Origin of the sequence: Streptosporangium sp. NPDC050284, from assembly GCF_044459525.1 — a bacterium.
Taxonomy (GTDB): Bacteria; Actinomycetota; Actinomycetes; order Streptosporangiales; family Streptosporangiaceae; genus Streptosporangium.
On record NZ_JBITIZ010000001.1, the window covers coordinates 635,883 to 659,849 of the forward strand.

Here is a 23,967-nt window from a genome sequence, read left to right on the forward strand (position 1 = left end):
CCGTACTCACCGGGTGCGCCGGTCAAGCTCCGCCGGGTTCGGCCCGGGGAGTCCGTCCGTGGCGCGCAGTGCGTACAGGTTGCCGTTCGAGCTGCCGACGTAGACGAGGCCGCCGGCCACGACCGGCCGGGTCTGGAAACGGCCGCCGGTCTGAAAACGCCAGCGGGGCGCGCCGGTGGCCGCGTCCAGCGCGTGCAGCGTGCCGCCCTCGTCCTGGGCGAAGACGGTGTCCTCGTGGACCGACACCTGGGTGGTGAGCGGCCTGCTCCACCGTTCCTTCCCGGTTTCGGGGTCGAGGGCGTGCAGGCTCTGGCCTGCGACGTAGACATTCCCTCGTGACGCGGTGACGTTCCACCGGCCGCTGTCGCTCTCGGTGGTGAGCCTCCATCGCTCCCGGCCGGAGGCGGCGTTCAGCGCGTACGTGCGCCCGGTGAGATCGCGGAGGTAGACGGTGTCGCCGATCACGACGGGGTCGTACCGGACGGCGGTGTGTACGCGGGCGCGCCACCGTGTCTTCCCGGTGGCGGGATCGAGCGCGGACACCTTCTCATCGGTGACCACGAAGACGGCCTTCCCGGTCGCGGCCAGGTAACCGGCCGGGTTGATGTTGCCGGTGCCCACGCGGGAACGCCGGCGAAGCGTGCCCGTCCTGGCGTCGAGGGCGTACAGCATGCCTTCCCGGCTGCTCACGTGGACGGTGCCGGCGGCCACGGCCACGCGGCCCAGGGTGCCGGGGACGCGGAAGCGCCACCGCCGCTTGCCGGTGGCGGCTTCCAGCGCCACGACGTGGGTGAATCCGACGCCCGCGTACACGCCGCCGTCCTGGATGACGAGATCCTTGATACCGACGTACTGGGTGCCGAAGCGGCGGTTCCACCGCATCCGGCCGGTGGTGGTGTCGATGGCCGCCATCCCGTCGTTCCTTACGCCGTAGAGCACGCCGTCCACGAGCATGGGTGTGGCCGGCCAGGATTTCCACCGTGCCCGGCCGGTGACGGCGTCCAGGGCGTACAGGCCGTCGTCGGCGCCGGCGTACACCGCACCGCCGTCCACCACCGGGTCGGCGCCGACCCTTCCGTCGGCGAGGTGGGTCCACCCGCCCGTCCGTGCCGGAGGTGGGACGCGTTCCCCCGGCCGATAGCGGGCCATCAGGTTGTCACGCACCTGGGCCGCGGCCAGGCGCAGCGCCAGTCGCGACGGCGACGTCAGATGGACGACGACCGGGCCCACGTTGACCAGTGCCGCGCCGAAGGTCCCCCCGGGGCCGTGGGCGGTGTAGGAGAAGACGCCCTCGCCCTCGATCGTGGGGTCGTGGTCGAAGCTCTCGTGACGCCTGGTCAGCTCGGCGGCGGCGGCGAAGAGGGCGCCGGCGTCCGGGGACACCCAGCTCACGGAGAGCGAGATGACCCCACGGTCGTCCTCGGGGGGCACCCAGTCGCAGGTCACGGGCCTGGGCAGCGTGAGGCGGCCCAGGGACCTGCCTCCCGGGACGCGGTGGAAGTCGTCGCCGAGGTCGCGTGAGGTGAGCAGGGAGCAGGCGTCCGGCCAATCGCCCGGCGGGACACCGCCGAGCGCGACGGGGCCGGTGGGACGTCCGTAGACGGGACGCAGGGCGGTGATGTGGGCGTCACCGTGGATGAAGGCCATGTGGGAGGTCGCCCCCACGAAGACGGTGGTGTGGGTGAGCGGCCTGTCGAGGGGGAGTGCGATGGGAGGGCCACTGTCCTGCTCTCGTGAGTTGAGGTAACCGGGCAGCGGCCACGTGTTGTTCCAGTCGAACCCGGGGCGGTCCTCGGCGTCGGGATGCCGGCCGAGGACCGGCGCCGGGATCCCGGAGGTGGCCCGCTCCAGGTGGGAGCGGGGCAGCGGTGTGCCGTCCCGCGTGAAGAGGAAATCGTCGCCGTCCAACGCCGCGATGACGAAGCCCTCCGACGCCTCCCTGAACCAGAGCCGGACGCCGACGCCCGGCGCGACGCGCCAGGTGGTCACCGGACGTGTCCAGTTCCGCCGTAGTGTGCGCGGATCGAAGGAGTCGAGCCGCACGCGGCCCTGCTCGCAGCGGCTCAGCAGCAGCAGAGCCCCGGAGGCGGAGTCGGTCTCTCCCTCACAGCCCACTGTCTCGGCGGCCCGCGCCCGGACGCCGCCGGTTCGTACGTCGAGCAAGAGCAGCCCGGACTCCCGGTGGAAGACGACGACGCCGTGCTCGGACACCTGGATCCGTGGGAAGTTGTACTCCCGTGGCCTCGACGGGGGGAGCGCGTGCCGCCACAGCGGTCCGCCGGAGGCCAGGTCGTAGCCGTACAGGGTCCGATCCGACGATCCTTTCCGGGTCCCGACCACGACGAGGGTGTCGGCCGCGGCCCACGCGTCGCCGAGGGAGTGGAGCGGGATGCGAACGGTGAGCCGGATCGCGCCGGTGTCGGGATCGCGCACGGTCACCGTCCCTGCCTCCGGCGCCGCCATGATCAGATTCTCGCCGGACAGGAAGGAGAAGGAGGCCTTCTCATCGGCAGGGGCCGACCACGCCGTCTTCCACCCCACGAGCTCCAGCGGAGGCCGCCCGTCGTCGGCGACCGCGAGCGCGGCGGCCACCGAGAGCGCCACCAGAACCCGGAGGCAGCGGGTGATCAGCATGTCCGGCGTTTCCCGCAGGAGACCGGCTGCCAACCTCCCTGCGAGGCTTGCCGGTAGTGGGACCGGTACCGGGCGGCCTCGCCGGTCAACCGGAACGGCCCTCCGTCCGGCCCTTTGACCACGACCTCTTCCGTGCGGCCGTCCGCGAGCACCGTGACCCGCAGGTCGAACTCGTAGTAGGCCTTCTTGCCGGTGAAGCTCAGGCTGAGTGTGACCGGCTCATCCCGTTTCAGGTCGATCTGCTTCTTCCGGAAGTACGGGGTGTCCCCGCCGGTCGTGAACCGAGGCGTGGGACGGTCAAGGTCGGCGGCCATCTCGACGGTGCCCGTCTCGCCGCCGCCGGTGACGGCGATCAGGCGGGCGCCCTCCGACACCGGTCTGCGGGCGAGGACCCGCGGCTCGATGTCCACGATGCGCAGGCTGCTGCGGTTCCCGGTCAGCGCGACGGTGACGTTCATGCTGTCGATCAGGGCCATCCGGTGGCGCGCCAGCATCGCCTCACGCTGCTTGTCCGCGTGGGCGGCGAGCATGAGCGCCCGGTCCTCGGGGGTGGTCACCGGTTCGCGTAGGACGGTGTCGCGCTCGGAGTAGTCGACGGCCACGTGGCCGACGATGATCGGGGCGGCGCCGCGTACCTGCTCGACCGTGTCGGAGCCGTGCGCGTTGTACCACTCGGTGAACACGACGCCGAACGCGGCCAGGATCACGGCGCCGACGATCCCCGCCAGCCACGCCAGCAACCCTTTCGCCCGGGCGGGATCGGACGCCTCGGCGTCCTCCTGCCGCTGGGCCGCGGCGTCGCGGCCGATCGATGTGCGCTTCTTCCGGCGCGCTCTGCCCATAGGAACGCATTCCTCCACGGCTGATCGTCGAGACCAGGGTAGGTACGAGCTTGAGTGCGAAGGAGCGGTTTCCGGTTATTCACGACTGTCGGCGAGCATGTCCGGCGCGTCCTGTGGGTCCGCTGCCCACTCATGTGGGAGGAGGGCCGCTCGTCCGAGCGGCCGGGCGCGGAGATCCTGGACCGCGCGATGCAGCCCCCGCCGCCCTGGAGTGAGGGCGGGAACTCATGCCGTCGAGCGTTGGCCACCCGGCCCTGGGGAACGTTCGCGAGGCCGCCGCGCATGCGCTCGGGTCGATGAGTGACCTCTTTTGAACGCGTTCAGCGTGCCGCGCTAGGCTGGTCTCACACGTTCTGGGGAGTCCGATGAAAATAGTGATACCCGGAGGAAGCGGTCAGGTAGGCGCGATCCTGGATCGTGCGATGACCGCCGCAGGACATGACGTCGTGGTGCTGACCAGGCGCCCGGTGCGGGAGCGCGACGTGCACTGGGACGGGGAGAGCCTGGGGCCCTGGGCACGGGAGATCGACGGCAGCGACGTCGTGGTCAACCTGGCGGGGCGCAGCGTCGACTGCCGCTACACCGCCGCCAACCTGAGGGCGATGATGGACTCGCGCGTGCACTCCACCCGGGTCGTGGGCGAGGCGATCGCCGCCGCCGCGCGGCCTCCCCGGGTCTGGCTGCAGATGAGCACCGCCACCGTCTACGCCCACCGCTTCGACGCGCCCAACGACGAGGCGACCGGCGTGATCGGCGGCGGCGAACCCGGTGTCCCGGACTACTGGGCCTACAGCGTCGAGATCGCGAAAGCGTGGGAGCGGGAGCAGGAACGGGCCGAAGCCCCGCACACGCGCAAGGTCGCCCTGCGTACCGCGATGGTGATGAGTCCCGATCGCGGCGGTGTCCTCGACGTCCTGCTGCGGATGGTGCGGCTCGGTCTCGGCGGCCCGATCGCGGGCGGCGCGCAGTACATGTCCTGGATCCACGACCGCGACTTCGTCCGCGCCGTCGAGTTCCTGGTCGACCGGGACGACCTCGCGGGACCGGTGAACCTCGCCGCCCCCGAGCCTCTGTCGCAGCGCGCGTTCATGCGCGCGCTACGCGCGGCATGGGGGATCCGGGTCGGCCTGCCCGCGACGAGGTGGATGGCCGGGCTCGGCGCGTTCGCGCTGCGCTCGGACACCGAACTCCTGCTGAAGAGCCGCCGGGTCGTCCCCGGCCGTTTGCTCGAAGCGGGTTTCACCTTCGAGCACGCCCGGTGGCCGGAGGCCGCCGACGATCTCGTGAAGCGTGTGCGAGGAGGGGACCGCGTCCCGGTGTGAGCCTCCCGGGGGCGCGGGCGGGCGTTTCGCGGCTCGTGCGGAGACGCTATCCCCGAGACGACGCCCCGCCGGTGTCCGAGGGAACCTCGAAGAGCGCAGGACGGTCACCTTGCTGACGGGCTGGAACACCGGAGAGCGCCGATCCCCTGCGCTGGGATCGGCGCTCTCCAGCGTCTCAAGGATCAGGCGCGCCGCCAGCGCCAGTACGGGTCGCTGCTCTTGTACAGGCACCGGTACTTGCGGTTGGTGACCTTGGCGTACCCGTACTTTCCGCGTGCGGCCTTCGGGCAGAAGGCGCCGGGGGTGATGCACCGCCAGACCTGCTTGTCCTGCCGATACTGGCAGGCGGCGTGACTACCTGCGGAAACGGCAGGGGCCTGGGCGTGGAGGGTCGCCGCCGAGGCGGGCAGCGCTACGGTGGCCGGTGCGATCAGGGCGCTGCCGACCAGGGCCGCCGACACGAGCAGGTTCTTGAGCAAGGGGAGGCTCCGAGGGGAGGGGATATGTACTCTTCCTATGACTCCTGGCAGCTACAGCTGGTTTGCCGGGCGATGTGGTGAGAATCCGGCTTTTTCCAGCACCCCTTCGGGCGAACGTTCAGCCGCAGTGGCTCCAGCCGCTCTTCCAGGACCGTGATCCGTACGAACCGCCCCAGATCACGCACTTCTTCACGGCGGGGAGTCGTACGGGGCCCGCGTAGGCGGTGAATTTACCGGGGTCGCTCGCGGCGGAGCCGCCCTTCACCCGGAGGATCGCGTTCATCGCGACCTTGGAGGATGTCACGTACCGGGACATGGTCACGACACAGTTCTTGCCCTGGGCGGTGTTGTAGAGGAGATAGACGGTCGCCACGCTGCCCAGAGCCCTGGAGTTGATCACTTTGTAACCGCCGCCGCAGAGGCCGGTGGCCGTGTGGGGGTTGGGCTTCTGCGGCGGCTTGGCGGTGGGCTTCGCCGTCGGGTTCGCTGTGGGTGTCGGGGACGACGAGGACGGCGAGGGCTTGGAGGGGGCGCTCGGCTGCGGCGAGGCCGTCGGTCCTGGAGTCTGTGCGGGGGAGTTGTCGGGTTTCGCCGTCGGCTTCTCCGTCCCTCCGGCCGGATCCTCGTCCGGCCGGGAGGAGGGCCGCGCGGTGCGCCGGGATGGGGAGGACGTGATCGCGGGGACCGTCTCGGTTCTCTCCTCCGCCTCGGAAACCCTCTCCGAGGGCTGGGAGGACTCCTTCGGAACCTCGGGGACGAGCGTCGGATCGGGCTCCGGCTCCGTGACCTCCGACGCGGTGGGGGTCGTCGCCGGCCGCGTCGCCGCGGCCTTCCCGTTGTCCTGGAGGAGCGCCACGGCCCCCGCGGTCGCGCCGAGCGCGGCCACGACCGCCACTCCGGCGAGCAGGAGCCCCGCGGGCCGGGGTCTCTTCCTTTCGCCGGGGTCGGGACCGTTCGGTGCTGATCCGCCCTGCTCCTGTCCGCCCTGCTCCTGTCCGCTCTTCCAGGGTCCGCTCTGCCAGGGTCCGGCCTGGCGCGGTCCGGCCTGGCGCGGTCCGGCCTGGGGTGGTGGGCCGTACCCGCCCTGTACGCCAGGTCGCGGGGGCGTCGCGGACGTGGGGCCGGTGGCGGGATCGGTCGTGGGAGTGGTGCCGGGTGCGGGGCCGAGATGGGGGAGGGCGGCCGGGCGCGGGACCGGGCCGGTGGGGGCCGCGCCCATCAGGTGGCTGACGAGTTGTTCGGCGGTGGGGCGTGAGGCGGGGTCCTTGGACAGGCAGGCCGCGACCAGGTCGCGCAGCGGTCCCTCAAGCGTGCCCAGTTCCGGCTGCGCGTTCAGGATCCGGTTGATCACGATCGCGATGGAGTCCTGGCCGAACGCGGGGCTGCCGGTCGCGGCGAAGACCATCGTGACGCCCCAGGCGAACACGTCGGCCGCGGGCGTCACCTCGCCGGGGCCGAGTTGCTCGGGCGCGAGGTAGGACGGGGTCCCCATCGCGACCCCGGTCGCCGTCATCCCCGGCGAGTCCAGCGCCCTGGCGATGCCGAAGTCGATCACCACCGGGCCCTCGGGCCCCATCAGCACGTTGGCGGGCTTGAAGTCGCGGTGCAGGATGCCCGCGCGGTGGATCGCCGACAGCGCGGTGGCCGTACTGACGGCGAGACGTTCCAGGGAGGCGCCGCGCCGGGGACCCTCCCGGTCGACCAGCAGGCGCAGGGACGGGCCTGGAACGTACTCGCTCACGATGTACGGGCGGCTGCCGGCGAGGTCGGCGTGGAGCACGACGGCGGTGCAGAACCTGGCGACCCGCTGCGCGACCGACACCTCGCGCAGGAAGCGGGCCCTGGCCTCGGGGTCGCCGACCAGCCCGTGGTGCAGGAGCTTGACGGCGACCTGCTCATCCTCGGGCCCCCGCCCGAGGTAGACGATTCCCTGGCCGCCCTCGCCGAGCCGTCCGACCAGCTCGAACGGGCCCAGTCGCGGTGGATCCCCCTCGATGAGCGGCGCCGTCACGATGTCCCCCCGAACACGATGTCTCCGAACCAACACCAAAAATGGTTTGGATGGGGCAGAACGCTACCAGCGTGAACGGTGACGGAGATCCCCTCCGGGGGGAGGCCCGCTCAGATCGCCTTGCCGGGGTTGAGGATGCCGAGCGGGTCGAAGACCTGCTTGATCCCGTGGTGGATCTCCTCGGTGACCGGGCCGGTCTCCAGCGCCAGCCAGCGCCGCTTGAGCAGTCCGACGCCGTGCTCGCCGGTGAGGGTGCCCCCCATCTCCAGGGTCTCCCTGAAGAGCTCGTCGGCCGCCGCCCACACCTGCGGCGGCGGCTCGGTCAGGGCGTGGTCGAAGATGAAGACCGGATGCAGGTTGCCGTCGCCCGCGTGCGCGACCGTGGTGATCAGCACGTCGTGCTTGACGGCGATCGCCTCGATCTTCTCGATCATGTGCGGCAGCGAGGAGCGCGGCACGCACACGTCCTCCACCAGGCACTTGCCCAGCCGTTCCTTCGCCTGGTACGCCATCCGCCGGACCCCGATCAGCTCCTCGGCCTCCTGCGCCGACGACGACACCGCGACGAAGGCCGCGCCGTTGGCGGTGCAGAGCTCGGCCATCCGCTCGGAGACGGCGGGGCCGTCGGCCGCGTCCGACTGCGCGATCAGCATCGCCCTGGTCGACTCCTCAAGCCCGATGTTCCGCCAGTCGTCGATGGCCTTGAGCGTGTTGCGGTCGAGCATCTCCATCAGCGACGGCTGGCATCCGGCCGCGATGATCGCCGAGACGGCGGAGGCGGCGTCCCTGAGCGAGGTGAACTCGGCCGCGATCGTCGCCGGGTAGACCGAAGGAGCCCTGCGCAGCCGTACCGTCGCCGCGGTGATGACCCCGAGGGTGCCCTCGGAGCCGACGAACAGCCCGGTCAGGTCGTAGCCGGTCACGCCCTTCACGGTGCGCCTGCCGGTGTTGATCACCCGCCCGTCGGCGAGCACGACCTCCAGGCCCATCGCCGAATCGCGGGTCACGCCGTACTTCACGCACCGCAGCCCGCCCGCGTTGGTGGCGAGGTTGCCGCCGATGGTGGAGATCTCGTACGAGGAGGGGTCGGGGGCGTACATCAGCCCGTGCTCGCGGGCGGCCCGGTCCAGGTCGGCGGTGATGACGCCCGGCTCGACCACGGCCATCTCGTCGGCGGGGGAGAGCTCCCTGATCGCCGCCATCCTGTGCAGCGCGAGCACGACGCATCCCTCGACGGCGGTCGCCCCGCCCGCCAGCCCGGTCCCGGCGCCCCTGGGCACGACGGGCACCCGGTGCTCGGTGGCCCATCTCATCACGGCGACCACGTCGTCCCTGGTGTGGGCGAGTACCACGGCGAGCGGTTTGCCCGGCTCCAGGAAGGTCCGGTCACGCGCGTAGGAGTCGGTCACGTCGGGATCGGTCAGCACCTTCTCCGGTGCGAGCGCGGCGGCGAGTGCGGAGATAGCAGTCACATATTGGACTTTACGGCCTATGCCAACGTGCCTTCTCCGGACAAAACGCGTTTTATTGCAGTTTCGCAACATCATTTGGTCTCTTGACTCTTCCTTTACTTTCTCGTCTAACGTCCCCGTTCGGCGCGCTCATACGGCGCGCCGGTGGTGGACGCGTCCGGTGAACCCGGGCGGCAGGAAGGGGACACGTTGTCCGGCAGAGTCAGGAGCGGGAGCGCTCGCAGGCGCCTTCTCGCGATAGTCCCCGTGCTCGGCCTGGCCGTCACGGGATTGGCCGTGAGCGGTGCGTCGGCCGAGAGCGACACCTCGGTCGCGCGGTACGAGCCGACCGCGGCCGACTACTACATCAACTACGCGCCCCCGAGGGATGAGCCGGAGGTCAAGGACCCCGCCGTTCCGTCGGCCAAGGCGCGCAAGGCCGGTCCCTCCAAGAAGATCGCCGAGAAGTACTCGCAGGGCAACCCCGTGGCCGCGCGGGTGCTGGCCGCCCGCGAGGCGCAGGCGATCAGGACGGGGATCAACCCCGCCGACTTCATCTTCAAGAAGTCGAAGACCGTCAAGACTGCCAAGCTCCTCACGCTGCTGGTGGAGTTCGACGACAAGGCCAACGACGACTTCTCCGGCTTCTCCCGCCCGGCCGACGTGAACAGCGAGGACCCGGCCGAGTGCGTCACCGAGCCGCCGGGCACGCTGCTCAACGGCCCGCTGCACAACAGGATCCCCAACCCGGCCACCCTGCCGCACAAGGACAACAACAGCTTCTGGGTGCCCGACTTCAGCCCCGACCACTTCAACAAGATGCTCTACACCAAGCAGGGCATCACCCAGCGCGTCCGCACCGACCTGACCGACCCCCGCGACGGTCGCAAGGGCATCGACATCTCCGGCTACACCATGAAGAACATGTACGAGGAGATGTCCAAGGGCGCCTACACGGTCACCGGCCAGGCCAGTCCGTGGATCAAGGTCCCGCACTCCGAGGCCTACTACGGCGCGCGCGCCTGCGGCCAGCCGGTGCAGGACATGAGCGGCCACCCGGACAACCCGCGCGGGGCCGGCCAGCTCGCCATCGACGCGGTCAACACCCTCGCCGCCTCCGACCCGAACTTCCCCTGGGCCGACTACGACCTCGAGGACGTCGGCGACGCCGACGGCGACGGTAACTTCGCCGAGCCCGACGGCGTGATCGACCACCTGGTCCTGGTCCACGCGGGCAAGGACAAGTCCTCCGACGGCGGCGCCGAGGGCACCTACGCGATCTGGGCGCACTCCAGCGCGGTGGCCGGCGGCTACCAGGTGCCCGGCCAGAACGTGAAGATCTCCAACTACATCGTGCAGCCCGAGGACTCCGGCGTCGGCGTCTTCGCCCACGAGTACGGCCACGACCTGGGCCTGCCCGACCTCTACGACACCAGCGGCCAGGCCTCCTCGGCCGTCGACTTCTGGGACCTGATGTCCAGCGGCTCGCACAGCGGCCCGATCTTCCAGTCGATGCCCACCCACATGAGCCTCTGGGGCAAGTGGGTCCTCGGCTGGGCCAACCCCAAGGTCTTCGACCCGGGCGACCGCGCCGGCCTGGTGACGATCGGCCAGGCCTCGCGCACGCCCAAGCTCACCCAGGACGGCGTCAGGGTGAACCTGACCAGCCCTCCGGTCACGATGGTCGAGCCGCACAGCGGCACCAAGACGTTCTGGTCCAACTTCGACCAGGAGTGGGCGAACGTCAAGATCGGCCGTGACGTCCAGGTGCCCGCGGGAAGCGACCTGAAGTTCTGGATGTGGAACAACTACGAGATCGAGGAGGACTGGGACTTCGGCTTCGTCGAGGTCTCCACGGACGGCGGCACGACCTGGGCACAGCAGAAGGTCTACACCGAGGGCGGCGCCCTGGTCTCCACCGGCGACGACTACCCAGACCCCAACGGCAACCTGGCCGCGTTCGGCAACAAGAAGTACGGCCTCGCCGGCGACACCGGCGGCTGGCGGCACGACTACGTCGACCTCACCCCGTTCGCCGGCACGACCGTCAAGCTGCGCCTGACGTACAACACCGACGCCGCCTACACCCCGCGCGGCTGGCACGTCGACGACTTCGCGCTCACCAACGGCGCCGAGACCGTCTGGAGCGACGACCTGGAGAGCGGCGCCGCCGGCTGGACGGCGAGCGGCGGCACCTTCAACGGCACCACCGGCAAGGGCTGGGTCGTCAACGACGGCAAGCGCGAGGTCTCCCGGTTCTATCTGGCCGAGTGGCGCAACTTCGACGGGTTCGACAAGGGCCTGCAGTACACCTACGCCACCAACTACTCCCGTGAGGGCTCCTGGAAGGTGGAGAAGGTCAAGTACAACGCCCCCGGCATGCTCGTGTGGTTCCGCGACTCCAACTACACCAACAACTCGGTGGCGAACAACCTCGACCTGGCGCCGAGCATCGGTTCCAAGGGCAGCCTGATCCTCGTCGACTCCCACTTCGACCCGCTGCGGCGGACCGGCACGGCGGCCGCGAAGGACACCACCACGCTCAAGAACATGAGCGGCCGCGTGCAGAGCTCGAACGCCGCCTTCTCCTTCGCCAAGACCTACCCCTTCACCGAGTGCTTCGAGGGGCCCGGTGAGCCCTTCAGCGAGTACTGCACCAAGGTGGCCGCGCAGAAGGGGGTCTCCGAGTTCACCGACGCGAAGACCTGGTACCCCGGGTTCGAGGTGCGCGGCACCAGCCTGTTCTACCGCGACTTCGACGCCTCCACGGTCGTCCCGTCCAAGGGCGACCAGCTCTACAGCACCCGGATCGTCAACGCCGACGGCACCCCGGCCACCGAGCTGTACGGGACCGACATGGGCAACGGCCACGTCCTCGGCTCGGGCAACCCCGGTGACGAGGGCAAGGCGCTGGGCGTGAAGATCAAGCTGATCACCCCGCTCCCCGGCGACCTCGGCGCGATCGTGCAGGTCACCCCGCCCAAGAAGTAGGGGCACCGGCCAGGAAGGTGAACGAGATCCCACAAACGGTAGGGCCCCGCCGTCATCGACGGCGGGGCCCTACCATTTGAAGGGGCGACCGTCAGATCGGACAGGGGCAGCGTGGGAGAGCTTCGAAGCAAGGCCGAGCACACCGAGGCCATCCGGACCAAGGGCAGGGTCTGCGTGGTCGTCAACACGCGCTCGCGCCGAGGCCGGCGCCACTACGCCGCCGTGGTCCGCGCGCTGCGGGCCGAGGGGTTCGACTCGATCCGTTTCCTGCCGGTGGTCGACCCCAAGCGCCTGCGCGCCACCCTGGAGGAGGCCCTCGCCTTCGAGCCCGACCTGCTCGTCGTGGGAGGCGGCGACGGCACGCTCAGTGCCGCCGTCAAGCACGTCGCCCACCGCGACGTCGCCCTGGGCGTGCTGCCCCTGGGCACGACCAACAACTTCGTCCGAAGCCTGGGCGTCCCCCTCGACCTCGCCGGAGCCATCCGGGTCCTGCGCACGGGGAAGGTCGCCGACATCGACCTGGGCGTGGCCGGAGACCGCGAGTTCGCCAACCTGGCCAGTTTCGGGGTCTCCGTGGAGGTGGCGGGCAAGGTCAGGCACGGGGTGAAGCGTCTTCTCGGCCGCGCCGCCTACCCGCTCACGGCCCTCACGATCCTGCCGGGCCACCGGCCGTTCCGTGCCTTCCTCACCGTGGACGGGCGCCGCCACGAGCTGCTCACCCACCAGCTCAACATCGCCAACGGCCGCTTCCACGGCGGCTGGCAGGTCGCCAGGGACATCAGCATCGACAACGGGCTCCTGGTCGCGTACCAGCTCGGCTCGGGCAAGCGCCTGCGCCTGCTGCTGGAGACCATGGTCCGCGCCGGCAGCGGCCGCTGGCGCAGCCTGGCGGGAGGCCCCTTCGTCGTGGGGCGCGAGATGCACCTGGAGACCGACCCGCCGATGGCCGCCGACGTCGACGGCGAGGTCCGCCTGATGACCCCGATCACGATCCGCACCATCCCCAACGGCCTGCGGGTGATGGTCCCCGACGACTTCGTCGACTCCTGAGCCCGGTGCGGCCCGGCGCCGACGACGATTGGAGCCGGCGTCACCGGGTAGTCGGAGATCTCCGACAGATGGAGGGCACCATGGCATCGCTGATCGACCGGGTCCGACGCTACCTGAGCACCCCGCAGGGACGGCGGAACATGGAGAAGGCCAAGACCATGGCCCGCGACCCGCGCAACCAGCAGAGGCTGCGAGGGCTCCTCGACCGGTTCCGCGGCGGTCCCACCCGTCGCCGCTGACCTTCGCCCGCGCCGGGTTCAGGTCCTGATGACGGTGGGCGGCTGATTCGCCTTCACGGCTTTTTGCCGGTTATGCGGCGTAGGCCCGTCCTGAGCCTGCCGAGCAGCGTCTCCGGTGCGGGCGGGCCCTCGTGGCGCTCGTCCCCGGGGCGCGCGGGAGCCTGGGGGCGGGTCTGGTGAGGGAGGTCTTCCTGCCCGCGATCCTCCTGCCGCCGGTCGCCCGCCACATCGGTGCCCGCCACGCCCGGCTCTGGGGTGCCCGGGGCTTGAGCGGCCGGGTTCCGAGGAAGGTCGGTGTGCTGTGGCCGGACCTCCCGGGGGCGGGCTTCCCGGGGCGGGATGTCCTGGGAGCGGGCGTCCGATCCGGCGGGATCCGGTGGTACGGCGAGATGCTGCGGGGCGGGGATCCGGCCGGCGGGCTCCGGCGGACGGGGCCCGCCGGGGGCCAGAGCCCGCCGCAGGTCGGCGAGGGCCTCGGCGGCGCTGGGACGCTTGTGCGTCGCGTGGTCGCGCATGCGCCGCAGCAGGTCCATCACCTCCACGGACGCCTCGCCGGAGGCGGGCTCGGCGTCGGGGGTGATCGGCGGGAGCCTCCCGGTCAGCAGCTGGAAGGCGATCACCCCGGCCGCGTACACGTCGGAGGCGGCCGTCACCCGCACGGGCATGGCCTGGCATTCGGGAGCGGCGTAGTGGGTGTCGAGGACGTTGGGCAGCTCGTTGGCCACGGTGTGGGCGCGGGGCCCCGGCTTGGCGTAGTCGAACCCGGTGAGCATGGCCCGGCCCTCCTCCGTCACCAGCACGCACGCGGGGCTGAGCGCCCGGTGGATCACGTTGTTGGCGTGGACGTGGGCCAGGCCGCGAAGCATGTCCTCCACCACGTCCAGCCGGGCGGCGGTGGAGAGCGTGGGCGGGGATGCGGTGAGGTGCAGGTGCAGCGCCTGGCCGTGCACGTCGTCGAGGACGAGCACGAACCGGCTCTCGTCGTCGATGGCGAAGAAGTCGCGGGCGCGCACCACGCACGGGTGCGGGGGAATCCTGGTGAGGGCCTGGTAGGCGTTGGTGATCAGCCGTCGCTCCGCCGCCCTCGGCTCCTCCTGCGCCAGCGGATCCGCCCGGTAGACGCGCAGCAGGACCGTCTCGCTGCCGGGGACCGTCGCGTTGATCGCGCGGTACTCGGTGACCCGGGTGTCGCCGCCCAGCTGCTCCTCCACCTCCCAGCTGCCGAAACGCGGCGGCGCCGTGGAGCGCCGCACGCTCCCGTTGAGCGCCTCGATGATCGCGGTGCCGTACGGCGCGGTGTCGGTGGTGTGGCCGCGCCTGACGCGGGAGACGTCGCTCAGCGTGTCGATCAGCCCGTCGAGGTCGGTGACGTGCCGCGAGTCGCGGCCCGCGGGGTCGACCAGTTCGGCGTCGGGGCCGGTGAGCACCACGAGGCTGTCGACGTAGACCCGGTCCAGCTCGCGGCGCTCCTGGGTGAGCAGGCCCTTCAGCGCGCGCCCGTTGCCGCGCAGCTTGGCGACGGGGGAGCCGAAAGCCTCACGCCGCAGCGGGAACCAGCGGGTCCCGGCGACCTCGATCCGGCCGCGGGTGCCCTTGACGTCGATGACGCAGAGCGAGTGGCCGGTCAGGACGATCGCGTCCACCTCGAAGATGTCGTCTCCGCGGGGCACCTCGATGTTGTGCAGCAGCAGCCAGTCGTCTGGGGCGTTGTCTCGCAGGTGTGCGATGACCCGTCGCTCGGCGTCGTTGACCGGGCTTCCGCCGCCGACGATCTGTGCCATCTCTAGCGTGCCGCCTTCCTGCTCGCGTTCATCGTGCCCCGCAGTATCCCAAGAGGCTCATCTTCGCCCGTACCTCTACTTTTCCACCACTCGGACACGCGGGCCTCCCTATGATCATGACGCATCCCGGGGGTGAGAGCGATCGAGGTGTCCACCCGCGCCGGACGCATGGGTGGCGGTGCCGCTCCGGAGGGTCGTCCGGCCTCGGTGGCTGAGGGGTGGCCGGGGGTGGCCCGGGTTTCCGAGCGGACCGCCGTGATCCCGGATCTCCGGACCGGGCCTTCATGATCGCCGCCGTGCCCGCCCGGGCCGCGGATGTCCCGGCTCGAAATCAAGAACGGATCAAATGCGGGCCATGGAGTGGTTCGCCATGAGATACGGCACGGTGACGCCCCCGAGCCCTCTGTGATCATCGCAGCCAGACCCATGTTTGCCGGGGGAGAGGAGGGTAGACGTCCCCTTGCTGTGAGGGAGGAGGCAGTCCATGACCAACACCAAGGAGTCACTGCCGACGTCCGAGCTGATCCGGCAGATGTCGGAGCAGGTCTCGCGTCTCGTCAGGGACGAGTTGCGCCTGGCCAAAGCGGAGTTGACGGAGAAGGGCAGGCACGCCGGGATCGGTGTGGGGCTGTTCGGCGGAGCGGGGATCGTCGCCCTCTTCGGGGCCGCGGCCCTGGTCGCCGCGGTGATCCTGCTGCTCGCGCAGGTCATGCCCCCGTGGGCGGCGGCCGCGCTGGTGGGCGGGGTACTGCTGGTCGTGGCGGGCGCGCTCGGGTTCTTCGGCAAGCGCCAGGTCGCCGAGGCCGCTCCGCCGACCCCCGTACGGACCATCGAGAGCGTCAAGGACGACATCGACGCGGTGAAAGAGAGGGCGCACCGATGACCGAGACAGACCCGGGCGGGAACCGGTTCGAGCCGGACGCCGGAACCACCGGATCCCGCAGGAAGGGCGTCGACGAGCCGATCACGCCGGACGAGAGCGGATCGCTGAACATCCCGCCGAACCAGCCGGAGGGCATGTCCCGCGAGGGCCTCGGCGCTTCGGGGTCCGAGCGTGACGGCACGTCCGGGTTCCGGGAGGGCGCGGCACCCGTCGCCGTCCCGGAGGCGACGGCGACCACCCCGTACGCCGACACCGGGGGTGGCGCGGCGGGAACGACGGGAGCGACAGAGATCGGAAAGACCGTCGGAGACGACGGGAACGACACGGAAACGTTGCGGCGGGACATTGAGGACGCCCGCCGCGAACTGGGCGACACAGTGGAGGCACTGGTGCACAAGACCGACGTCAAGGGCCGTATTCAGGAGACCGCCGCCCAGGTGGGCGACGACCTGCGCAAGGTGGGGGCGGCGACCGCCAGCACGGCCACCGAGATGGTGGAGCGGGTGAAGGTGGCCGCTCCCGAGATGGTCGGCCGGGTGAAGGAGGCGGCCCCCGAGGTCGTCGGCCGGGTGAAGGAGGCGACTCCCGTCGAGATCAAGGACGCGGCGGGCAGGGTCACGACCGAGGCGAGCAAGCGTCCCGTCGTGACGGTCGCGGCCTTCGCCGCGCTCGTCCTGGTCGTCCTGCGTATCCTGCGGCGGGGCAAGAGGAAGTAGATGCCCGGTAGCACGGAAAGGGCCGCTCTCGGCGATTCGCGAGGGCGGCCCGCCCATGTCCCCCGAACCGTCCCCCAAACCCCCTCGGAACTGCCTCGCGGGGCATGGTGGGGGGTCCTCAAACGGACCGTCGGGGAGTTCCAGCGCGACGGTCTGCCCGACTGGGCCGCGGCCCTCACCTACTACGCGGTGCTGTCGATCTTCCCCGGCCTGATCGTGCTGGTGTCCGTGCTCGGGCTGGTCGGCCAGGACGTGATCTCCACGATCCTGTCCCAGGTCGCCGCCCTCGCCCCCGGCGACGTCACGAGGCTGGTGGAGGACCAGGTCGAGCAGGTGCGCGGCAGCGGCAGCGCGAGGGGTTTCCTCGCGATCGCCGGTCTGCTGGTGGCGCTCTGGTCGGCCTCGGGCTACATCGCGGCCTTCGTCAGGGCCGGAAACGCGATCTACGACATCAGGGAGGGGCGTCCCCTGTGGAAGCTCACCCCGCTGCGGATCGGGCTCACCCTGGTGTTCGTCGTCCTGATGGCCGCCGCGGCGGTGGCCGTCACCTTCACGGGAAGGCTCGCCGAAGTGGCGGGCGATGCCCTGGGGGTCGGGCAGACGGCGGTCACCGTCTGGGGGTACGCCAAGTGGCCGGTCCTGGTGCTGATCGCCGCGGGTCTGGTGATGCTGCTCTACTGGGCCGCGCCCAACGTCCGCCAGTCGGGCTTCCGCTGGATCAGCCCCGGCGGGCTGCTCGCGGTGCTGCTGTGGGTCGTCGTCTCCGCCGGGTTCGCGACCTACGTCGCCAACTTCGGCTCCTATGACAAGACCTATGGCGCGCTCGGTGCCGTCGTGGTGTTCCTGGTCTGGCTGTGGTTGTCCAACATGGCCGTCCTGCTGGGCGCGGAGTTCGACGCCGAACTCATGCGGGAGCGTCAGATCGCCGCGGGCCACCCGCCGGAGAGCGAGCCGTACGCCGAGCCGAGGGACGAGGCGGAGGGCGAGAACGTCACCCTTCCCGGTCCGGGCGAACGCTGACCCCCGGCCCCCTGCCACGCCGCGCTCCGGACGCGACGGGGGCCCTTTCGGCCTCTGGGAGGCGGCGTGGCCGTCGGGTCCGCGGAGATCGGACCGATACCTGTTCGCGCAAGCGAGCCAAACTCATGTCTGCCGGGGTAATCTGACCGTTTCCGGGTGGGCGGCGGACCCCCTCCTCTCCGCCCACCCGGAGCTTTCCGCCGCTGGATGTCCTGTCAGGTCCAGGGTGCCGGGCCGGAAGGCGAACTATCCTGATCTCGGGCACGCGGAGGGCCGCCGCCCTTTCCGCGACCACCGTTTCACCACGACCGTCACGACGACGCAGGCCCCCTGAGGAGACGAGTTGAACGCCGTACTGACCGGTGTGCACCACCTCAAGATCTGGGTGAGTGACCTGGAGCGGAGCCGTTCCTGGTACGAGAAGGTCCTGGGGCTGGAACACCACATCAGCTTCCAGGACGAGGACGGCGTGATCAGGGGCATGAGCTTCACGGTCCCCGGCGCGGCCTTCCAGATCGCGTTGCGTGAGAACCCCGACCTGGCCAGGGCGCTCTTCGACGCCGACCCCTTCGCGCTCCAGGTCACCCTTGAGGGGCTTGAGGCCTGGGTCGCCCGTCTCGACGGGCTCGGCGTCCCGCACAGCCCGATCATCAAGGCGTCCGCCGGCCACGCGATGGGCTTCGTCGACCCCGACGGCGTCCAGATTCGGCTGTACGCCCCCGACGAGCAGGTCCACGCCGCCCAGGTGGGCGCGGAAGGCGTCTACCGGCCGGATCAGGCCGCCGACTTCACCCCCGCCCCGGGGCGAGAGCGGGACTGAGAGGCGCCTCACCACCTGTGAGGACAGGTCCCCGTCCCCGGCGGACAGAATTTAATCTACATCGTAAAGGCGATGGCCGTGATCTCCATGAACGAGGCGCGGGCGTGACCGGACGTATAAGGTCCGGAACGTGGAACCCCTCGTCGCCGTGTTGGTGGTCGCCGCGCTGATCGGCGTACCCGCCCTGGTGCTGTGGCGGGTGCTGCGCGGCCGCAGGGAGCTGGGCAGCAGCCCCGCCGAGCGGGCCACGTTCGAGACCCTGCACACCGCGTCCCTGGCCGCGCCGCCGCTGCGGGCGGGGCTGACCGAGGCGGGGGCGCAGAAGGCCTCCCGCTACCTTCGGGAGTTGCTGGGCTCCCCGGCGCTGGCGGTCACCGACGAGGAGCGGCTGCTGGTCTACGACGGCGAGGGCGACCACCACGCCCGCGAGGCGTTCGCCCACGCCGCCAAGACACTGTCGGGGGGCCGGACCCGTGTCCTGGGCCCCGAGGTCGTCTCGTGCGACCTTCCCGAGTGCCCGATCAGGTTCGCCGTGGTGGTGCCGCTCACCACCGACGGCAGGGTGGTGGGCTCCCTCGCCGCGTACGGCGGGCACGCCTCGGCGGGGCTGGTCAGGGCCGCCCACGAGGTCGCGAACTGGGTCGACTCGCAGCTGGAGCTGGCCGAGCTCGACCGGTCGAGAACGCGTCTGATGGAGGCCGAGGTCCGGGCGCTGCGCGCGCAGATCTCCCCGCACTTCATCTACAACTCGCTGACGACGATCGCCAGCTTCGTCCGTTCCGACCCCAACCGCTCCCGCGAGCTGCTGCTGGAGTTCGCCGACTTCACCCGCTACTCCTTCCGCAGGCACGGGGAGTTCACCACGCTGGCCGAGGAACTGCGTTCCATCGACCGCTACCTCACCCTGGAACGGGCCCGTTTCGGCGATCAGCTGCAGGTGACGTTGCGCATCGCCCCCGAGGTGCTCGCGGTCGCGGTGCCGTTCCTGTGCCTGCAGCCCCTGGTGGAGAACGCGGTCCAGCACGGCCTGGAGAGCAAGCCCGGGATCGGGCGCATCTCGATCGTCGCCGAGGACGCCGGGGCCGAGTGCCGGATCAGCGTGGAGGACGACGGCGTGGGCATGGAGCCCGACCGCCTGCGCCGCATCCTCGCCGGTGCCGCAGACGAGCGTTCGGGGGCCGGGGGAGTGGGGCTGGTCAACGTGGACGAGCGGTTGCGCCAGGTCTACGGTGACGAGTACGGCCTGGTGGTGGAGACGGCGAAGGGGGCGGGGACGAAGGTCAGCGTCCGTCTGCCCAAGTACCATCCGGGTGTCTCCGTCCGGTGAGCCCGCGTCCGGTCCGGATCTTCCCCTCATCCCGTGAAGTTGACAGGCGATGTCTGATTCATCACCCTCTAGAAATTCCCTCGCGAACGACCCGGAGGAGTGAGCGTGACCGGCCTGCGTGTCCTTGCGGTGGACGACGAGCTTCCCGCGCTGGAGGACCTGGCCTACCTCCTTCGGGACGATCCCCGTATCGGAGAGGTCTCCCTGGCCAGGGACGGGGCCGCCGCACTGCGCGTCCTGGACCGGGCGATCGCCGACGGGAGGCCGATCGACGCGGTCTTCCTCGACATCCGGATGCGCGGCCTGGACGGGGTGGTGCTCGGCCGTCTGCTGTCGCAGTTCGCCAACCCGCCCCGGGTGGTCTTCGTGACGGCCTACGAGGAGCACGCGGTCGACGCCTTCGAGATCAAGGCCGAGGACTACCTGCTCAAGCCGGTGCGGCCGGAGCGGCTGGCCGAGGCGATCCGCAGGGTGTTCGTCTCCGCGGAGCTGCCGGAGGTCGAGGGCTCCGGCCGTGCCGACCCCGACACCATCCCGGTGGAGCTCGGCGGTGTCACCAGGTTCGTGGCCAGCACCGAGGTCCGCTACGTGGAGGCCCAGGGCGACTACGCCCGGCTGCACACCGCGGGTGGCAGCCATCTGGTGCGCATCTCGCTGGCGACGCTGGAGGAGCGCTGGTCCTCTGCGGGGTTCGTACGGGTGCACCGCAGTCACCTGGTCGCGGTCAAGCACATCGACGAGCTGCACATCGACTCGGGGCGCTGCGTGGTCCGCATCGGCGAGACCGAGATCCCGGTCAGCCGCCGCCACACCCGCGAGCTGCGCGATCTGCTGGTCCGCAGGGCGCGCAAGGGCAGGCAGGAGTGAGTGGCGACGCCGGGCCCGGGGAGGGGGGCGAGCCGCGCCAGAGGAACGCCGACCGGTCGCGCGGGGAGGCCGAACGTCCAGGCAAGGACGAGCGTCCGCGCAGGGACGGCGAGCGGTCCCGCAAGGAGGAGCGCCCGCGGCGCGAGGTGGTGACCAGCCCTCGCACGATGGCTCCCCGCCACCCCAGTTACCCGGTCACCCGCGAGATCGACGAGCAGACCCGCCTGGGTGAGGTCTACATGCGCTCGCTGATCCGTACCCAGTTCCGTCTGGCCCTGTTCGTCTGCACGGTGCTGGGGTGCGTGGTGGTGGGCCTGCCGGTGGTGTTCCTGCTGGTGCCGGAGCTGGGCGCGCTGCACGTGCTGGGGGTCCCGCTGCCCTGGGCGGTGCTGGGCGGCCTGATCTACCCGGCGTTCGTGATCGGGGCCTGGCTGTATGTCCGGCAGGCGGAGCGGAACGAGCGCCACTTCGCCGAGCTGGTGGACAGGGCCCGTTGAGTACCGCGTACGGGGTGACGGCCGTCGTGCTGGTGGTGCTGGCGGCCGTGCTGATCGGCGCGTTCGGGCTCAGGCTGTCGCGGACCACCTCCGACTTCTACGTCGCCTCCCGCACGGTCTCCCCGCTGTGGAACGCCTCCGCCATCGGCGGGGAGTATCTGTCGGCCGCGAGCTTTCTGGGCATCGCGGGGCTGATCCTCACCTACGGCGCCGACATGCTGTGGCTGCCGGTCGGCTGGACGGGCGGCTACCTGGTGCTGCTCGTGCTGGTCTCCGCGCCGTTGCGCCGCTCGGGCGCGTACACGCTTCCCGACTTCGCCGAGGCGCGGCTGGAGTCGATGGCGGTGCGGAGGCTGGCCGGGGTGCTGGTCGTGCTGATCGGCTGGCTGTATCTGATGCCGCAGTTCCAGAGCGCGGGCCTGGTCCTGCGGGCCATCACCGGGGCGCCAGAATGGGCGGGGGGCCTGCTGGTGGCGGCCGTGGTCGCGGTGAACGTCATGTCGGGCGGCATGCGGTCGATCACGTTCGTGCAGGCCTTCCAGTACTGGCTGAAGCTCACCGCTCTCGCCGTGCCGCTGGTGTTCCTGCTGCTGGCGTGGCATGACGACGGTGCGCCGGGGCTGAGCGCGCAGGACGCGGCCTCGTGGGCGCTGCCGCTGTCGACGGGCAGGGAGTACGGCCTCTACTCGACCTACTCGCTGATCCTGGCGACCTTCCTGGGCACCATGGGGCTTCCGCACGTGCTGGTCCGCTTCTACACCAACCCCGACGGCCGGGCGGCGCGGCGCACGACGCTGGTGGTCCTGTCGCTGCTCGGCGCCTTCTACATGCTGCCGGCGGTCTACGGCGCGCTGGGCCGGATCTACCTCCCGGAGTTGGAAGGCAGTGACACGGTGGTGTTGTCGTTGCCCGGACGGCTGGTCGGCGGTGTGGCCGGAGACCTGCTGACGGCGCTGGTGACGGCCGGGGCGTTCGCGGCGTTCCTGTCGACCTCCTCGGGGCTGATGGTCTCGGTCGCCGGGGTGATCGGGCAGGACATCCTCAAGGGAGGGGTGCGGTCGTTCCGGGCGGCGGCGGTGCTGGCCGTGATCGTTCCGCTGGTTCTGGCGGTCTTCGCCCGCTCGTTGCCGGTCGCCGACGTCGTCGGCCTGGCGTTCGCGGTGGCGGCCTCCTCCTTCTGCCCGCTGCTGGTGCTGGGCATCTGGTGGCGGCGGCTGACACCCGCGGGTGCGATGGCGGGGCTGCTCGCCGGTGGCGGTCTCGCCTGCGGTGCGGTCCTGCTGACGATCGGCGGGGGACCGTACACCGGCCTGGTCGGTGCCCTGCTGGCGCAGCCCGCCGCGTGGACGGTGCCGATCGCCTTTCTCGTCATGGTGGTGGTCTCGCTGCTGACGCCCGGGCGCATCCCGCCGAACGTGGCCCGCACGATGGTGCGCCTGCACACCCCGGAGATCCTCAATCTGGACCGGGGTGACTGGCGGCCGCGGTCCTCTTGACGGCTCTGATGAGCTGTGACGGAATGACGACTATGAACCGACATTTCGGTTGTTCTGACTAGTTTTGGTATGTGCCGGCTCCGGTGACGAGGCGGTCGCCGAGGCCGGCGACGCCACTGCCGTGCTACCCGGGAACCGGGCCGGACGCCGGTCGGCCGCGGGGCTCTCCGTGAGCGGGACGGCGCACCGGTTCACGGCGCCGCGCCGGGAGCGGGACGGTCCGCCGATCCGCCGGTCAGCCGGTCAGCGGTGATACCGGAGGTCCTGCGCCGATCCCGGTTCCGGCTCGTCTACTTCGGGATGGCCGTCAGCCTGCTGGGCGACGCCTCGCTGCTGCTGGTGCCCGCCATCCTGGCCAAGAGTCTCACCGGCTCCGACGCCGCCGCGGGTCTGACCCTGTTCTTCTTCACCGTGCCCCTGTGCTTCTCGCCCTGCTTCGGATACCTCATCGACCGGGTCGACCGCAGGAGGCTCCTCGTCGTCACCTGCCTGCTGTCGGGAATCTCGCTCACCCCGCTGATCGCGGTCACCGGGCAGGGCACGGTCTGGCTGGTCTACCCGGTGTCCGCGGCGATGGGCTGCTCGTACGCGGTGATCTTCTCCGCGCTCGGCGGGCTGCTCAAGGCCATCCTGCCCGAGCACCTGCTCGCCGAGGCGAACGGCGCCCTGCAGACCACCCGGCAGGGGCTGCGCCTGTTCGGGCCACTGCTGGGGGTGGGTGTCTACACCGGCTTCGGGATCGGCGCGCTCGTGCTGTTCGACATGATCACTTTCCTCGTCGCCGCAGGGGTCTTCGCGATGCTCCCCGCGCCGAGACCTCTCTCGCCCGTCTCGCCGGCACCTCCGGGGCGCTGGCGCGAGGAGTTCTGGGCCGGGGCCCGCCACCTCTGCGCCGACCCGCCGTTGCGCCGCGCGGCCCTGGCGCTCTGCCTGATGTTCGCGCTGGCCGGGGCGACCGAGTCGCTGATCTTCGCGGTCATCGAGCACGGCCTGGCCAGGTCGCCGGAGTTCACCGCGTTCACCTCGACCGCGATGGGCCTCGGGGCGATCGCCGGGGGCCTGCGGAGCTCCACGGTGATCGCGCGCCGGGGCGAGTTGTTCGCGATCGGCGCGGGCATCGGCCTGTACGGCATGGCGGTCATCTGCTGGATGGCGCCCTTGGAGGCGGTCGTGCTGGTGGCCATGATGGTCGCGGGCGCCGGGCTGACCCTGGAGGGGGTGGCCAGGACGACCCTGGTGCAGCGCCGCAGCCCGGGCCACCTCGTCGGCCGGGTCTCCACCGCCTTCGAGTCCCTCATCGGGTTCGCCCAGCTGTCGTCCCTGCTCGCCGGTGCCGTGCTGGTGTCGCTCGTCGATTATCGCGTTCTGCTCGCGGTGGTCGGCCTGACGGTCTGCGGCGCCGGGGCGTACGCCCTGCGGGCGAGGCGGTGGTGAGGACGGCCTCCCGGGGACCGTTCGTCGTGCGATACAGACCTTTCACCGCAAGCCCCACCCAACTGAACGCGACTCGGCGGCGCCTCGGCGAAGAGACCGCATGCGGG

19 protein-coding genes are annotated in these 23,967 nt (G+C 70.9%); 13 read left to right on the forward strand and 6 right to left on the reverse strand.

All coding sequences use genetic code 11. The features are described 5' to 3' along the window. Positions 1-6: 6 nt before the first annotated feature. Positions 7-2,667, reverse strand: coding sequence for a PQQ-binding-like beta-propeller repeat protein (locus tag ACIBH4_RS02735; RefSeq protein WP_362763297.1), 2,661 nt, complete (start codon positions 2,665-2,667; stop codon positions 7-9). After that, positions 2,628-3,476, reverse strand: a complete 849-nt coding sequence (locus tag ACIBH4_RS02740; protein ID WP_362512256.1) for a hypothetical protein — start codon at positions 3,474-3,476, stop codon at positions 2,628-2,630. Before ACIBH4_RS02740 ends, ACIBH4_RS02735 begins: the two co-directional genes overlap by 40 nt. A gap of 365 nt (positions 3,477-3,841) precedes the next feature. Here ACIBH4_RS02740 and ACIBH4_RS02745 point away from each other — a divergent pair, with 365 nt between their 5' ends. Further along, positions 3,842-4,798 (forward strand): TIGR01777 family oxidoreductase, encoded by a 957-nt coding sequence (locus ACIBH4_RS02745; RefSeq protein WP_362763294.1) that lies wholly within the window; start codon positions 3,842-3,844, stop codon positions 4,796-4,798. A gap of 182 nt (positions 4,799-4,980) precedes the next feature. Here the strand turns inward: ACIBH4_RS02745 and ACIBH4_RS02750 are convergent, their stop codons facing one another. From ACIBH4_RS02750 to ACIBH4_RS02760, 3 genes are all read right to left on the reverse strand, one after another. Beyond that, positions 4,981-5,277: a hypothetical protein gene (locus ACIBH4_RS02750; protein WP_362512262.1), complete on the reverse strand. Its 297-nt coding sequence runs from the start codon at positions 5,275-5,277 to the stop codon at positions 4,981-4,983. Positions 5,278-5,395: 118 nt separating this feature from the next. Continuing rightward, positions 5,396-7,288, reverse strand: a complete 1,893-nt coding sequence (locus ACIBH4_RS02755; RefSeq protein WP_362763291.1) for a protein kinase — start codon at positions 7,286-7,288, stop codon at positions 5,396-5,398. A gap of 110 nt (positions 7,289-7,398) precedes the next feature. Further along, complete coding sequence (locus ACIBH4_RS02760) at positions 7,399-8,760, reverse strand: FAD-linked oxidase C-terminal domain-containing protein (RefSeq protein ID WP_362512269.1); 1,362 nt, start codon at positions 8,758-8,760, stop codon at positions 7,399-7,401. Between the two features lie 189 nt (positions 8,761-8,949). Between ACIBH4_RS02760 and ACIBH4_RS02765 the strand changes: the two genes are divergently transcribed. The 3 genes from ACIBH4_RS02765 to ACIBH4_RS02775 all read left to right on the forward strand — a co-directional run bounded on the left by ACIBH4_RS02765 (position 8,950) and on the right by ACIBH4_RS02775 (position 13,019). Then, positions 8,950-11,730: an immune inhibitor A domain-containing protein gene (locus ACIBH4_RS02765; RefSeq protein ID WP_362512272.1), complete on the forward strand. Its 2,781-nt coding sequence runs from the start codon at positions 8,950-8,952 to the stop codon at positions 11,728-11,730. A 111-nt stretch (positions 11,731-11,841) separates the two neighbouring features. After that, the gene (locus ACIBH4_RS02770) at positions 11,842-12,780 is read left to right on the forward strand and encodes a YegS/Rv2252/BmrU family lipid kinase (protein WP_362763288.1); all 939 of its coding nucleotides are present in this window, start codon (positions 11,842-11,844) and stop codon (positions 12,778-12,780) included. A gap of 80 nt (positions 12,781-12,860) precedes the next feature. After that, entirely contained in the window at positions 12,861-13,019 is a 159-nt protein-coding gene (locus ACIBH4_RS02775; protein WP_350943952.1) for a hypothetical protein, read from the forward strand. 53 nt (positions 13,020-13,072) lie between these two features. On the opposite strand, the gene ACIBH4_RS02780 is transcribed toward ACIBH4_RS02775, so the two are convergent. Beyond that, a complete protein-coding gene (locus tag ACIBH4_RS02780; RefSeq protein ID WP_362512277.1) occupies positions 13,073-14,800 on the reverse strand; it encodes an NERD domain-containing protein in 1,728 nt (575 codons plus the stop codon). A 484-nt stretch (positions 14,801-15,284) separates the two neighbouring features. On the opposite strand from ACIBH4_RS02780, the gene ACIBH4_RS02785 reads away from it, so the two are divergent. From ACIBH4_RS02785 to ACIBH4_RS02825, 9 genes are all read left to right on the forward strand, one after another. Further along, the gene (locus tag ACIBH4_RS02785; RefSeq protein WP_362512280.1) at positions 15,285-15,683 is read left to right on the forward strand and encodes a phage holin family protein; all 399 of its coding nucleotides are present in this window, start codon (positions 15,285-15,287) and stop codon (positions 15,681-15,683) included. Further along, positions 15,680-16,399, forward strand: a complete 720-nt coding sequence (locus ACIBH4_RS02790) for a DUF3618 domain-containing protein (RefSeq protein WP_362512283.1) — start codon at positions 15,680-15,682, stop codon at positions 16,397-16,399. Before ACIBH4_RS02785 ends, ACIBH4_RS02790 begins: the two co-directional genes overlap by 4 nt. Further along, positions 16,400-17,419: a YihY/virulence factor BrkB family protein gene (locus ACIBH4_RS02795; protein WP_362763285.1), complete on the forward strand. Its 1,020-nt coding sequence runs from the start codon at positions 16,400-16,402 to the stop codon at positions 17,417-17,419. Between the two features lie 343 nt (positions 17,420-17,762). Continuing rightward, the gene (locus tag ACIBH4_RS02800; RefSeq protein WP_362512290.1) at positions 17,763-18,239 is read left to right on the forward strand and encodes a VOC family protein; all 477 of its coding nucleotides are present in this window, start codon (positions 17,763-17,765) and stop codon (positions 18,237-18,239) included. Positions 18,240-18,369: 130 nt separating this feature from the next. Further along, a complete protein-coding gene (locus tag ACIBH4_RS02805) occupies positions 18,370-19,566 on the forward strand; it encodes a histidine kinase (RefSeq protein WP_362512293.1) in 1,197 nt (398 codons plus the stop codon). Between the two features lie 105 nt (positions 19,567-19,671). Continuing rightward, the gene (locus ACIBH4_RS02810) at positions 19,672-20,433 is read left to right on the forward strand and encodes a LytTR family DNA-binding domain-containing protein (RefSeq protein WP_350943945.1); all 762 of its coding nucleotides are present in this window, start codon (positions 19,672-19,674) and stop codon (positions 20,431-20,433) included. Further along, positions 20,430-20,930 carry a hypothetical protein gene (locus ACIBH4_RS02815; protein ID WP_362512298.1) on the forward strand — a complete coding sequence of 167 codons (501 nt, stop codon included), beginning with the start codon at positions 20,430-20,432 and terminating at the stop codon, positions 20,928-20,930. The genes ACIBH4_RS02810 and ACIBH4_RS02815 overlap by 4 nt, the downstream gene beginning before the upstream one ends. Continuing rightward, positions 20,927-22,426 carry a cation acetate symporter gene (locus tag ACIBH4_RS02820; protein ID WP_362512301.1) on the forward strand — a complete coding sequence of 500 codons (1,500 nt, stop codon included), beginning with the start codon at positions 20,927-20,929 and terminating at the stop codon, positions 22,424-22,426. Before ACIBH4_RS02815 ends, ACIBH4_RS02820 begins: the two co-directional genes overlap by 4 nt. A 249-nt stretch (positions 22,427-22,675) precedes the next feature. Continuing rightward, positions 22,676-23,860, forward strand: a complete 1,185-nt coding sequence (locus ACIBH4_RS02825; protein WP_362512304.1) for an MFS transporter — start codon at positions 22,676-22,678, stop codon at positions 23,858-23,860. Positions 23,861-23,967: the final 107 nt, after the last annotated feature.

Bases quoted from the DNA above. Each gene is read 5' to 3' on its own strand.
- ACIBH4_RS02740 (WP_362512256.1), bottom strand. From the start codon at position 3,476: ATGGGCAGAGCGCGCCGGAAGAAGCGCACATCGATCGGCCGCGACGCC.
- ACIBH4_RS02745 (WP_362763294.1), top strand. From the start codon at position 3,842: ATGAAAATAGTGATACCCGGAGGAAGCGGTCAGGTAGGCGCGATCCTG.
- ACIBH4_RS02775 (WP_350943952.1), top strand. From the start codon at position 12,861: ATGGCATCGCTGATCGACCGGGTCCGACGCTACCTGAGCACCCCGCAG.
- ACIBH4_RS02780 (WP_362512277.1), bottom strand. From the start codon at position 14,800: ATGGCACAGATCGTCGGCGGCGGAAGCCCGGTCAACGACGCCGAGCGA.
- ACIBH4_RS02785 (WP_362512280.1), top strand. From the start codon at position 15,285: ATGACCAACACCAAGGAGTCACTGCCGACGTCCGAGCTGATCCGGCAG.
- ACIBH4_RS02790 (WP_362512283.1), top strand. From the start codon at position 15,680: ATGACCGAGACAGACCCGGGCGGGAACCGGTTCGAGCCGGACGCCGGA.
- ACIBH4_RS02795 (WP_362763285.1), top strand. From the start codon at position 16,400: ATGCCCGGTAGCACGGAAAGGGCCGCTCTCGGCGATTCGCGAGGGCGG.